Origin of the sequence: Longimicrobium sp., from assembly GCF_036280135.1 — a bacterium.
GTDB lineage: Bacteria > Gemmatimonadota > Gemmatimonadetes > Longimicrobiales > Longimicrobiaceae > Longimicrobium.
Genome location: NZ_DASURI010000363.1, coordinates 1 through 10,600, shown reverse-complemented (window position 1 = coordinate 10,600; position 10,600 = coordinate 1). Strand labels below are relative to the sequence as shown.

Here is a 10,600-nt window from a genome sequence, read left to right as displayed (position 1 = left end):
GAGGCGGGTGTGGACACGGTGGTGCTGGGCTGCACGCACTACGTCTTCGTCCGCGACGCCATTCAGGACGCGCTGGGACCCGACGTGCTGCTGCTGGACAGCGGCGAGGCCATCGCCCGCCGTACCCGGCAGATCCTCACGGAGGCCGGCGCGCTGGAGGGCGAGGGCGAGGGCGAGGGCTCGCTGCGGCTGATGACGACGGGCGATCCGCTGGAGGTGGGCCCCGTCGTCGCGCGGCTGTGGGGCGAGCCGCTGGAGCTGGAGCGTCTGGAGGTCTGATCCGCGGATCGCGGATGCACGGAGCCCCGCCCGGCGCCTGGACGCGCGGGCGGGGCTCGCCGCTTGCGCGCGCGGATGATGAAGCGGTGCGGGCATCTCGCACGGCGGGTGAGGGTTTGCCCGACTGCCGCGTCCGGTGCACGGGAGTATCCTTGTCATCGACGATGGATGACGTGCGACGCCGGATGGAACGATATGACGACGATGACCATGGAATCGAAGGGGCCCACGACGCCGCGCCACCCCGAGGAGCTGAGCGGCGGGCGCTTTCTGCGCCTGTACGGCCGGGCCCTGCGGCTGCGCTGCCCCCACTGCGGCGAGGGGCGCATCAAGGGCTCGTGGATGAAGATGAAGCGCGTGTGCCCCGCCTGCGGCCTGCGCACGGAGCGCGGCGAGGAGGACTTCTTCCTGGGCGCCATGATGTTCAACATGGTGCTGGCCGAGTTCCTCGTGGTGCTGACGGCCGTGGCGCTCGTCATCATCCTGTGGGGCAGCGTGCCCTGGGATGTGCTGCTGTGGCTGAGCCTGGGGCTGGCCGTGGTCGCGCCGTTCCTGTTCTATCCCTTCGGGCACAGCATCTGGCTGGCGTCCGACATCCTCATCCGCCCGGTGACGGAAGAGGAGATGGAGTGGCACCGCACGCACCCGCACGACACGTATCGCAAGCACCGCGACCGCTGAAGTGTCCGCGCGGTGGCGCAAAGTGAACACGCTTGACAAAAGGTGGTGCTTCGTACACCTTTGGCGCGTCAAAATAGTGTAGAGCCCAGGTCTCTATCCGGGAGGCGCGCATGGCAGGCAAGCTCATCATCGTGGTCATCGGGGGCGCGGGCGGTGCACCGGTCGCCTGATCACCCACCGGTTTTTCGACCCTCCCAGGAGGCGTCCAGCAGAGCGCTGGACGCCTCCTGCTCTTTTGGGGACAGGTATGAACCAGGCCTTCGCCCATGACCCATCCGACCATTCGCGACCCCGCCGACGTGGTGTTCTTTCCCGAGCCCCCGCCCGGCGCCACCGCGCAGCAGTACCGGACCGGGGCGCACGAGCTGCCGTGCTTCGTGCTGCGCTCCGGCACGCTCGCCGTGGATCTGCTGGACGATCCGCACCGCGTACGCTTTACCTTCGAGTGCCTGGTGCAGCCCGCGGGCGTCCCCGGCACCGCGGACGAGTTCGTGGCGGAAGAATGGACGTACGACATTCCCGCCGTGGAAGGGGAGGTCAGCGGTGTACACGCGTGGGACACCGCCGGTACGCTGGAGACGACGCTGGAGCCGGCCGAGGCTCGCGCCACGCGTTTGCGCGTGCGCTTTCGGCGAAGGCTGGGGGCGGGGGGCCAGTACCGCTTCGGCTATGCGTACGAGGCACGCGGGGGCACGGCGGTGACGGCCGGGATCTTCAAGCGCACGGTCGTCTGCACGGGATGGCTGATCTTCAACCTGCCGTGCGAGGTCATCCGCGTCTGCATCCGCCTGCCGCCGCACGCGCGGCTGATGAGCAGCACCCCGCCCGGGACGGTCACGGACGCGTCGCCCGGACGCACGCAGGTCCACTACGACCTGGAGCGCCTCCGCGCCCTGGAGGTGTCGCAGTGGATGGTGGGCTACCGGCAGCGCAAGGTCGGCCTGCCGCTCTGGCTGTGGATCGTGTCGCAGCTGGGCGCCGGGCTGGTGGGGTGGCTCATCGGCCGGGCCATGGACGGGTGGCTCGCGCACGGCTGAGCCACCGGCGTCGCCGTTCAGCTTTCCCGCGCGGGGGCGGGCTTTTCGCGGCCGCGGCGGGCGAGCGCGAGGGTGCTGCCGACGATGAGCGCGGCACCCAGGAAGGTGCCCCAGTCCGGCACCTCGGCGAAGATGACGATGCCCCAGAACGCCGCGAAGACGATCTGCAGGTACGCCGTGGCCGTGGCGCGTCCGGCGCGCTCCAGCCGCAGCCCGTGCGTGAGCGCGATCTGCCCCAGCTGCGTTGTGACGCCCACGCCGACGAGCACCAGCCACTCGCGCGGGGTGGGCCACACCGCGCCCGGCAGCGCCGTGGGGATGGCGGCAAAGACGGAGACGAGCGAGAAGTAGAAGACGATGACGGCCGGGTGCTCCGTCGCGCCCAGCTTGCGCACGGTCACGTACGCCACGCCGCTGGACATGGCGCCCAGCAGGCCGATCATCACCGTCACGGGCTCCAGGCCCGCGCCGTGGCCAAAGAGGAAGGACGGCTGCATCACCAGCGCCACGCCCGCCATGCTGACGAGCACGGAGGCCACCTCGCGGCGCCGCAGCCGCTCGCCCAGGAACGGCACGGCCAGGAGCCCGGCCCAGACGGGGTTGGTGTACTGGATGACGGTGGCGTCGGCCAGCGGCAGGTGCACGATGGAGTGGTAGAAGCAGGACAGGGCCAGGAACCCGAAGACCCCGCGCACCACCAGCAACGGGCGCTTTTCCGGCGTGCCCCACGGCCGCACGCGGGCCGCGCGGATGCCCCACACGCTCAGCAGCAGGGTGATGACGGCGCGCACCATCACCATCTCCTGGCTGGGCAGCCGCTGGCCGGCCACCTTCACCAGCAGGCTCATCACGCTGAACGACAGCGCGGCGCCCACCATGTACCGCATCCCCAGCGGAAAGCGGGGCCCGCGCCCGGGCCCCGCCGCCTCGATCTCAATGCCGGCCACCTCGCCGCTCAGCTCCGGCGTGGCCGCGGCCGTCTCGTCGCGCCGCGGGTCAGGCATGGACGGGCGGATGGATGGCGGCGGGTCTGGATCCGTGCACGCTGGCTCCTGGGGGAATGCGGAAAATCGCGCACGAAGATAGCCACGGCCGCAAGGGCTGCCAGCTCCCGGTCCACATCGTGCACTTGTTCCGCGCGGCTTTCCCCGGCTCCGCTCGTCCGCTAGCGTTTCCGCGACCTGAACGGAGGGGGTGAGATGGAGGAGATCGCGGATCGGCCGCGCCTGGCGCGAGGGGAGCGGTTGCCGGACCTGCAGCTGGCATCGGCGCCCGACGGGAGCACGATGCCGCTCGTGGCGCCAGGGGGCCGGCAGGTGCCCGTCGTCGTGGTGCTGGACGACGCCGAGTGCGACGCCTGCCGCGCGTACCTGCGCCGGCTGGCGGTGGCGGACGAGGAGATGCGCGCGTGGGACGGCCGCGTCGTCGCCGTCGTGCCCGGAAGTGTGGAGGATGCCGCGCGGGTGATGGAGGCCGTCGATCCGCCCTTTCCCGTGCTGGCGGATCCGGAGCGCACGCTGTGGCAGCGGATGCGGGTGGATGACGCGGCGGTGCTCGTGGCCGACCCGTGGGGCGAGGCGCGCTTTCGGCACGAGGCGGGCGCCGCGCACGACGTGCCGGAGCCGGCGGAGCTGGTGGACTGGGCGCGCTTCATGGCCATCCAGTGCCCCGAGTGCGAGGGCGAGTCGCTGTGAGGGAGACGAGACACGTGCAGATAAGCATCGGCGTCCGCGCATGACGGATTCGGAGCGGCACCGCGAGGTGGTGGTGATCGGGGGAGGGCAGGCAGGGCTGGCGACGGGCTTCTACCTGCGCCGCACGGACCTGTCGTGGCTCATCCTGGACGACCAGGCCGGGCCGGGCGGCGCGTGGCGGCGCACGTGGGACAGCCTGCGCCTGTTCTCACCCGCGCGCTTCAGCTCGCTGCCGGGCTGGCTGATGCCGGGCGGCGCGGACACGTATCCCACCCGCGACGAGGCCGCCGACTACCTGGCGCGGTACGAGACGCGCTACGGCTTTCCCGTCGAGCGCCCCGTCCACGCCCGCGCGGTGACGCGAGAGGAGGGGATCTTCCGCATCGCCACGGATGGCGCGACGTGGACGGCGGACGCGGTCGTGAGCGCCACGGGCAGCTGGGCCCATCCCGTCGTCCCCGACGTCCCCGGCCGGGAAACCTTCCTCGGTGTGCAGATCCATTCCGCCGAGTATCGCGGCCCGGACGCGTTCGCGGGCAGGCGCGTGCTGGTCGTGGGCGGCGGCAACTCCGGCGCGCAGGTGCTGGCGGAGGTCTCGCGCGTGGCGGACGCCACCTGGATCACACTGGACGAGCCGCGCTTTCTGCCGGACCACGTGGACGGGCGCTACCTCTTTGACCAGGCGACGGAGATCTACCGCGCGCAGAAGGAGGGCCGGCCGCCACCCCCGCCCGCGAACCTGGGCGACGTCGTGATGGTGCCGCCCGTGCGCGAGGCGCGTGACCGGGGCGTGCTGCGCGCCGTGCGCCCGTTCGCGCGGATGACGGAGCGCGGCGTCGTGTGGCCCGATGGGCGCGCGGAGGACGTGGACGCGGTGATCTGGTGCACGGGCTATCGCGCCGCGCTGGAGCACCTGCGGTCGCTGGGTCTGGTGGACGCGGACGGGCGCGTGGCGGTGCGGGGCACGCGCGCCGTGCGCGAGCCCATGCTGTGGCTGGTGGGATACGGCAACTGGACGGGGTTCGCGTCCGCCACGCTGGTCGCCGTGGGGCGCAGCGCGCGGGCGACGGTGGACGAGATCGCGTCGGCGCTGCGGCCGGCGGACGTGGCCTGATCGGAGCCGAGGAGGGGATTGGATGGTGCGGAGGCCGACCAAGGAGGAGCTGCTGGCGGCGGGCGGGCGCACGCTGCCGGACGTGATCGCGCCGGGGCTCAAGGTGCTGTTCTGCGGCATCAATCCCGGATTGTACACGGCCGCCGTGGGCCACCACTTCGCGCGGCCGGGCAACCGATTCTGGAAGGCGCTGCACGCCGGCGGATTCACGCCCCGCGTGCTGGACCCGTCCGAGGAGCAGCTGCTGATCACGTACGGCTGCGGCATCACCAACGTGGCCGACCGCCCCAGCACGGCCGCGGACGAGCTGTCGCGAGAGGAGCTGATCGAGGGTGGCCGCCAGCTGGCGGACAAGGTCGCGCGCTTTCATCCGCGCTGGCTGGCCGTGCTGGGGCTGGGCGCGTACCGCACGGCCTTCGCGCGGCCCAGGGCGCAGGTGGGGCCGCAGGAGGAGACGGTCGGCGGGGCGCGCGTGTGGGTTCTCCCCAACCCGTCCGGCCTGAACGCGAATTATCGGCCGGAGGACTTCGGCCGGCTGTTCGGCGAGCTGCGCGCGGCGGCGTTCGCGGATCCGTAGGAGGCGATCCGCCGCCCATGCCGTCCTGCCCTACGCGTCCACGAGCGCGGCGAGGCCATCGACGATGTTCGTCCAGCCCTGGCGCGTCTGCTCCGCCCAGTCGGTCCACTCGGGCGACATCTCGTGCGTGAGCGTGAGCTCGCACCCGGTCTCCAGCGGCACGATGTCGATGGTGATGCGGTCGCCGTCCTTCGCGCCCTTCACCGTCGTGAAGCTGAAGACGAGGCGCCGCGGGCGGTCGATCTCCCGATACTCGCCGTAGTGCTCCGCGTCCTGCCCGTCGCGCCGCTCCACGACGTAGAACGATCCGCCCACCCGCGCGTCGATGTCGACGGTGACCATCTGCCCCATCGGTGTCGCGAAGAGAAAGCGCCTCGCCTGTTCGGGATCCAGCCACGCGTCGAACACGCGCTCGGCGCTGGCCGAGAAGCGGCGGGTGACGCGCAGGATGACAGGGGTGGGCGTGCTCATCGATCGTCTCCTTGGCTCTCGGGGCGTGCGGCCGCGCGGTCTTCCGCCTGGAGCAGCGCGTCCAGGGCGTCGAGCCGCGCGTTCCACAGGGCGCGCTGGGCGTTCATCCAGTCGGCGGCGGCGTCCAGCGGCGCGGGGTTGAGGGACAGCAGGTGCTCGCGCCCCGCGCGGCGCCGCCGCACCAGGCGCGCGCGCTCCAGCATGCGGATGTGCTTGCTGACGGCGTTGAGCGACATGGCGAACGGCCGCGCCAGCTCCGTCACGCGCGCCTCGCCGCGCGCCAGGCGCTGCAGGATGGCCCGTCGCGTGGGATCGGCCAGCGCGAGGAGCGTGTCGTCCAGTTCGGAGTGGGGCGTCGTGCTCGTCATCATCCTTCAACCTTTTGGATGAATGTTGGGATACGATGCGTCATCCGTCAAGCCGCCGTACTACGCCAGGTGGGGCGCCAGCACGGCGTCCAGGTCCGCGCGGACGGATTCCGCCGCCGTGCCCTCGCGCAGGGTGGCCCAGACAAAGAGCGCGCCCGTGAGCACGGACTGCACGGCCCGCGTGAGCCCGTCCACGTCCGTCCGCGGGGCCAGCTCGCCCGCGGCGACGGCGTCCGCGATCAGCCGGCGCAGCTCGTCGCGGGCATCGCGGGCGTGGGCGCCCAGGTGCGCGTGGAAGTCGGGATCGGTCAGGTCGATCTGCAGGTACGCCAGGTGGTGCGCCAGCGTCGCGGGCGAATCCGCCATTTGCGCCTGGTTGTCGGCGTGCGCCCGCAGCGCGTCCAGGGGCGATTGGTGGTCCGCCCGCAGGCGCGCGAAGTACGCCGGCGCGCTCCCCGCGAAGTCCGCCATCAGCGCCAGCATGAGCCCGCGCTTGGAGCCGAACCGCTGCACGAGCGCGCCCGCCGTGACGCCCGCCTCGGCCGCGATGCGCCCCAGCGTGACCTGCGCCGGGCCGACCTGCTGCATCACCCGTTGCGTGGCGGCGATCACGTCCGCGTCCGTGGCCTTGCGGGGTCTGGGCATCTTGACAGTTTCTAAATCGGATTTAGAATCATTTCTGTAGTCGCGTTTAGTTTAGCGGGAGCATCATCCAGGCGCGAGGAGCGAAGATGAAGCCGCTGGAGGGAAGGATCGCCGTCGTGGCGGGCGCCACGCGCGGGGCGGGGCGGGGGATTGCGCGGATGCTGGGCGAGGCGGGCGCGACGGTCTGGTGCACGGGGCGCGGCGCGGCGGGATCGCCGTCCGGCGGGCGCCACGCGGAGCGGCCGGAGACGGTGGAAGAGACGGCGCGGATGGTGGACGAGGCCGGCGGCCGCGGCATTGCCGTGCGCGTGGACCACGCGATCGCTGCCGAGGTGGCGGCGCTGTTCGCGCGCATCCGCGACGAGCACGGGCGCCTGGACGTGCTGGTGAACGTGCTCGGCACGCCCCAGGCGGAGTGGAAGCCGTTCTGGGAATTGAAGATCGAGGACGAGCTGCCCGCGTGGGAGGCGTACGTGCGCCCGCACGTCCTGACGGCGTGGCACGCCGCGCCGCTGATGGTGGAGCAGGGACGCGGGCTGATCGCCACCATCCAGGAGAGCCACACGCTGAACTTCTTTGGCGGGATGTTCTACGACCTGGGCCCGCTGGTGCTCAAGCGCGTGATGTACAACCTGGCGGAGGAGCTGGCGCCGCACGGCGTGGCGGCCGTGGCCGTCGCGCCCGGCTTCATGCGGACGGAGGAGGTGCTGGCGTCGTTCGGCGCCACGGAGGAGAGCTGGGCGCGGATGGCGGAGACGAGCGAGCAGGCGAAGGAGTTCGGTCTGGCGGGGAGCGAGACGCCGTGCTTCGTGGGCCGCGCCATCGCCGCGCTGGCGGCGGACCCGGAGGTCATCCGCAAGTCGGGGCGCATCCTGAGCTCGTGGGCCCTGTCGGAGGCGTACGGCTTCACGGACGTCGACGGCCGCCGCCCCAACTGGGGCCGCTATTTTTCCGAGAACTTTCCCCAGTACGCCCACGCCCAACCAAAGACGGGCAGCCGGTGGGAGCTGGTGGAGGTGCCCGCGTAAGGGTCCTCGGCCGAAGAGCCCTCACCCGCTCGCTGTCGCTCGCACCCTCTCCCGCAAACTGCGCGGGAGAGGGTGTACACCCCAGCCCCGCCGTCAGGCGAGCTTCCGTCGCTGGACGATGCGCAGTTGCCGGCTGTCCCCTGTCCCTGTCCCCCGCAGTTCAAGCAGTTGCAGGCTATTCCCTATTCCCTGCAGTCCCTACCGAAACGTCCCCGGGCTCACGCCATACGTCAGGTGATACTTGCCCGTGTCGTCATCCGCGCCCCAAAAGCCCAGTTGCTCGGCCCAGCGCACGTCCTGCAGGCGCCGGCCGCCGAGGGTGAGGAAGCCGGCCGCGCGCGTGCCCACCACGCCCAGCTTGCGCAGGTCGGCGAGGCCGCGAAACACCGTCGTCCCACGCTCCGCCACGATGCGCCTGGCCGAGCCCGGGCCGATGCCGGGGACACGCACCAGTTCCTCGTACGCGGCCGTCCGGACCTCCACGGGAAAGCGCTCGGGATGCGCCAGGGCCCACGTGGTCTTGGGATCGTTGCCCAGCGGCATGTTGCCCGTGCCGTCGAATACCACCTCGTCCGCGCCAAAGCCGTACTGGCGCAGCAGGTAGTCCGCCTGGTACAGCCGCTGCTCGCGCAGCACGGGCGTCTCGGGCGTGCTCTCCATGGGCGTGTCGCGGATGGGGCGAAACGCGCTGAAGTGCGCGTGGTGCACCCCGCCGCCCGCGTACAGCTCCGTCACCTTGCCCAGCAGCGTGCGGTCGCTGTCGGGCGTGGCGCCCACGACGAACTGCATGGTCATCCCCGACGCGCCGCCGGGGCGCAGCGGGTCCGCCGGCTTGCCCTCGCGCCGCTCCAGCTGCTCGCGGCGGACCAGGCGCCGCGCCTGCCGCAGGCCCGTGAGCGTGGTGTCCAGGTTCTTCTCCGGCGCGATGCGCACGAGCGAGTTGCCGCAGGGCGCCTCCAGGTTCACGGAGACGCGGCTGGCCAGCGCCGTCAGCCGCTCCACCTGCGCGGCCTGGCCGCCGGGCACCATCTTGACGTGCACGTAGCCCGCGAAGGCGTAGCGGCCGCGCAGCAGCTCCAGCACGGCGATCAGGTCGTCCATCACCTTCTCGGGGCGCCCGGGGATGCCCGTGGTGATGAACAGCCCGCTGCACCAGCCTCTCCGGTGCGCGTCGAGGAAGATCTTGACCAGCTCCTCGGGCTTGAGGAGCGTGCGGGGCATGTCGCGGTCGCGCCGCATGGGGCAGTAGTGGCAGTTGAAGCTGCACGCGTTGGTCATCAGGATGCGCAGCAGCGACACCTTGCCTTTGCCCGGCACGCGCAGGTCGCGGATGTTCAGCGGCCGCAGGGCGCCCACGTCCTTGGTGTGGCGCAGGCGTGGCGGCAGCGTGCGGTCCTTGCCGTTGGCCCCGTCGTGATCGTCGCCCGCGAGCGTGATGAGCAGGTCGAGCTTCTGCTCCAGGGTCATGTTGTCCACAGCGCCCTCCGTGATCTTCGGCATTTTTTCGTATCCGAATAAATACCGAATCCACCCCGGGCGCAAGTGTCTCGTAGAGAGGACCGAATGACGCCGACCGACCGGCGTGTCACAACGGGCTGATCACGACGTGGCGGGCCCAAGCGATCACGGAGACCAGGGAGCGAATGAATTCGCCGCTGGAAATTCGCGAAGTCCGCCTTCGCGGACTGCGCCTTGAAGTTTGTGCACTTTGTACATAGTCTTCGCGGTCCGCGCAGTCTTCACGTGACGAGCACGCGGGAGCGGTGATGGGAATGAACCATTCGAGCCGGGTGGAGGTCTTTCTCCACCTCGTCTGGTCCACGTGGGACCGGGCGCCACTGTTGACCGCAGGAGTGCGTGAGCGCGTGTACCTGTGCATGCGCCACGAGGCCGCGCGGCTGAAGGTGGAGGTCGTTGAGATTGGCGGGATCGAGGATCACGTGCACGTCTTGGTGCGCTTTCCGGCGACCATCTCCATTTCCGATCTTGTGAAACAGCTGAAAGGCTCGTCGTCGCACCTCGCCAACCACGAGGTGCTGCCGCGCGGCTTCAAGTGGCAAGGCGGATACGGAGCGTCGTCCGTATCACCGCGCCACGTGAACCGCGTGCGGCGATACGTTCTGGACCAGGAGCGCCATCACCGCGAGGGGACGATCTTCGTGGGCGCCGAACCCTGATCACGCTCGTTGGATGCGCCGGCGCTGGGGCCGCGTGCGCGCAGTCCGCGAAGGCGGACTTTGCGAATTTCCAGCGGCGAATTCATTCGCTCCTGGAGCGCTCGGGGCCGACTTCGTGCCCAGACCTCGCCCGTTCCGGACCTCGACTCCTCCACGGCTTTGCACGAGAAACGAAGAAGGGGAGCGGAGGATCGGAATCCTCTGCTCCCCCTCGTGTTTTCGCCTGATCGGCCGATCAGCGGATGACCGACTCCTCCTGGGCCTCGTCGTCGCCGTTGCGGCTGTCGCGGCCGCGGGGCGGACGGCCAAAGCTGTACGAGGCGCTCAGCACGGCGGCGCGCGCGCTCCAGCGGCTGCGGCCAATCTGGATGTGCGTGGGGTCGCGCGTGGTGAACGACGAGCGGTACAGGTCAAACGGGTCCGTCACCATCAGGTTCACCGTCACGCGGTCGCCCATCAGCTGCTGGCGCAGGCCCACGTGCGTCATCAGCGACGACGAGATGCGGCCCTGCGGCACGTCGTACGCCGG

Annotated in this window: 13 protein-coding genes and 1 pseudogene; 8 read left to right on the top strand and 6 right to left on the bottom strand. The window is 70.9% G+C overall.

Annotated features, from left to right (window positions below; genetic code table 11):
- The 3 genes and pseudogenes from VFZ20_RS11435 to VFZ20_RS11425 form a co-directional block, all read left to right on the top strand.
- Positions 1 to 279: pseudogene (locus VFZ20_RS11435) on the top strand (glutamate racemase); the annotation flags it as partial.
- A 204-nt stretch (positions 280 to 483) separates the two neighbouring features.
- The gene (locus VFZ20_RS11430) at positions 484 to 960 is read left to right on the top strand and encodes a DUF983 domain-containing protein (protein ID WP_329684008.1); all 477 of its coding nucleotides are present in this window, start codon (positions 484 to 486) and stop codon (positions 958 to 960) included.
- 266 nt (positions 961 to 1,226) lie between these two features.
- Complete coding sequence (locus VFZ20_RS11425) at positions 1,227 to 1,997, top strand: hypothetical protein (RefSeq protein ID WP_329684007.1); 771 nt, start codon at positions 1,227 to 1,229, stop codon at positions 1,995 to 1,997.
- Positions 1,998 to 2,014: 17 nt separating this feature from the next.
- Here VFZ20_RS11425 and VFZ20_RS11420 read toward each other — a convergent pair whose 3' ends face one another.
- Positions 2,015 to 3,001, bottom strand: coding sequence for a DMT family transporter (locus VFZ20_RS11420; RefSeq protein WP_329684006.1), 987 nt, complete (start codon positions 2,999 to 3,001; stop codon positions 2,015 to 2,017).
- A gap of 195 nt (positions 3,002 to 3,196) precedes the next feature.
- Here VFZ20_RS11420 and VFZ20_RS11415 point away from each other — a divergent pair, with 195 nt between their 5' ends.
- From VFZ20_RS11415 to mug, 3 genes are read left to right on the top strand one after another with little or no spacing between them, the layout of a single operon-like run.
- Entirely contained in the window at positions 3,197 to 3,691 is a 495-nt protein-coding gene (locus VFZ20_RS11415; protein WP_329684005.1) for a redoxin domain-containing protein, read from the top strand.
- Between the two features lie 40 nt (positions 3,692 to 3,731).
- Entirely contained in the window at positions 3,732 to 4,805 is a 1,074-nt protein-coding gene (locus VFZ20_RS11410) for an ArsO family NAD(P)H-dependent flavin-containing monooxygenase (RefSeq protein WP_329684004.1), read from the top strand.
- Positions 4,806 to 4,827: 22 nt separating this feature from the next.
- Positions 4,828 to 5,382: a G/U mismatch-specific DNA glycosylase gene (gene mug, locus VFZ20_RS11405; RefSeq protein ID WP_329684003.1), complete on the top strand. Its 555-nt coding sequence runs from the start codon at positions 4,828 to 4,830 to the stop codon at positions 5,380 to 5,382.
- Positions 5,383 to 5,412: 30 nt separating this feature from the next.
- Here mug and VFZ20_RS11400 read toward each other — a convergent pair whose 3' ends face one another.
- Genes VFZ20_RS11400 through VFZ20_RS11390 form a run of 3 tightly spaced genes read right to left on the bottom strand, consistent with a single transcriptional unit; the run spans position 5,413 to position 6,866 of the window.
- Positions 5,413 to 5,853: an SRPBCC domain-containing protein gene (locus VFZ20_RS11400; RefSeq protein WP_329684002.1), complete on the bottom strand. Its 441-nt coding sequence runs from the start codon at positions 5,851 to 5,853 to the stop codon at positions 5,413 to 5,415.
- Positions 5,850 to 6,224 (bottom strand): metalloregulator ArsR/SmtB family transcription factor, encoded by a 375-nt coding sequence (locus VFZ20_RS11395; RefSeq protein ID WP_329684001.1) that lies wholly within the window; start codon positions 6,222 to 6,224, stop codon positions 5,850 to 5,852. The genes VFZ20_RS11400 and VFZ20_RS11395 overlap by 4 nt, the downstream gene beginning before the upstream one ends.
- A gap of 57 nt (positions 6,225 to 6,281) precedes the next feature.
- Positions 6,282 to 6,866 (bottom strand): helix-turn-helix domain-containing protein, encoded by a 585-nt coding sequence (locus tag VFZ20_RS11390; protein WP_329684000.1) that lies wholly within the window; start codon positions 6,864 to 6,866, stop codon positions 6,282 to 6,284.
- A gap of 86 nt (positions 6,867 to 6,952) precedes the next feature.
- Here VFZ20_RS11390 and VFZ20_RS11385 point away from each other — a divergent pair, with 86 nt between their 5' ends.
- Positions 6,953 to 7,894 (top strand): SDR family NAD(P)-dependent oxidoreductase, encoded by a 942-nt coding sequence (locus VFZ20_RS11385; protein ID WP_329683999.1) that lies wholly within the window; start codon positions 6,953 to 6,955, stop codon positions 7,892 to 7,894.
- Positions 7,895 to 8,092: 198 nt separating this feature from the next.
- Here the strand turns inward: VFZ20_RS11385 and VFZ20_RS11380 are convergent, their stop codons facing one another.
- Positions 8,093 to 9,394 (bottom strand): radical SAM protein, encoded by a 1,302-nt coding sequence (locus VFZ20_RS11380; protein ID WP_329683998.1) that lies wholly within the window; start codon positions 9,392 to 9,394, stop codon positions 8,093 to 8,095.
- A gap of 272 nt (positions 9,395 to 9,666) precedes the next feature.
- Here VFZ20_RS11380 and tnpA point away from each other — a divergent pair, with 272 nt between their 5' ends.
- Positions 9,667 to 10,071: an IS200/IS605 family transposase gene (tnpA, locus tag VFZ20_RS11375; RefSeq protein WP_329683997.1), complete on the top strand. Its 405-nt coding sequence runs from the start codon at positions 9,667 to 9,669 to the stop codon at positions 10,069 to 10,071.
- A 235-nt stretch (positions 10,072 to 10,306) separates the two neighbouring features.
- Here tnpA and VFZ20_RS11370 read toward each other — a convergent pair.
- Positions 10,307 to 10,600, bottom strand: a 294-nt coding sequence (locus VFZ20_RS11370; RefSeq protein WP_329683996.1) for an outer membrane beta-barrel protein, incomplete at its 5' end; no start/stop codon positions are given.

Bases quoted from the DNA above. Each gene is read 5' to 3' on its own strand.
- VFZ20_RS11430 (WP_329684008.1), top strand. From the start codon at position 484: ATGACCATGGAATCGAAGGGGCCCACGACGCCGCGCCACCCCGAGGAG.
- VFZ20_RS11425 (WP_329684007.1), top strand. From the start codon at position 1,227: ATGACCCATCCGACCATTCGCGACCCCGCCGACGTGGTGTTCTTTCCC.
- VFZ20_RS11420 (WP_329684006.1), bottom strand. From the start codon at position 3,001: ATGCCTGACCCGCGGCGCGACGAGACGGCCGCGGCCACGCCGGAGCTG.
- VFZ20_RS11415 (WP_329684005.1), top strand. From the start codon at position 3,197: ATGGAGGAGATCGCGGATCGGCCGCGCCTGGCGCGAGGGGAGCGGTTG.
- VFZ20_RS11410 (WP_329684004.1), top strand. From the start codon at position 3,732: ATGACGGATTCGGAGCGGCACCGCGAGGTGGTGGTGATCGGGGGAGGG.
- mug (WP_329684003.1), top strand. From the start codon at position 4,828: ATGGTGCGGAGGCCGACCAAGGAGGAGCTGCTGGCGGCGGGCGGGCGC.
- VFZ20_RS11400 (WP_329684002.1), bottom strand. From the start codon at position 5,853: ATGAGCACGCCCACCCCTGTCATCCTGCGCGTCACCCGCCGCTTCTCG.
- VFZ20_RS11395 (WP_329684001.1), bottom strand. From the start codon at position 6,224: ATGATGACGAGCACGACGCCCCACTCCGAACTGGACGACACGCTCCTC.
- VFZ20_RS11390 (WP_329684000.1), bottom strand. From the start codon at position 6,866: ATGCCCAGACCCCGCAAGGCCACGGACGCGGACGTGATCGCCGCCACG.
- VFZ20_RS11385 (WP_329683999.1), top strand. From the start codon at position 6,953: ATGAAGCCGCTGGAGGGAAGGATCGCCGTCGTGGCGGGCGCCACGCGC.
- VFZ20_RS11380 (WP_329683998.1), bottom strand. From the start codon at position 9,394: ATGCCGAAGATCACGGAGGGCGCTGTGGACAACATGACCCTGGAGCAG.
- tnpA (WP_329683997.1), top strand. From the start codon at position 9,667: ATGAACCATTCGAGCCGGGTGGAGGTCTTTCTCCACCTCGTCTGGTCC.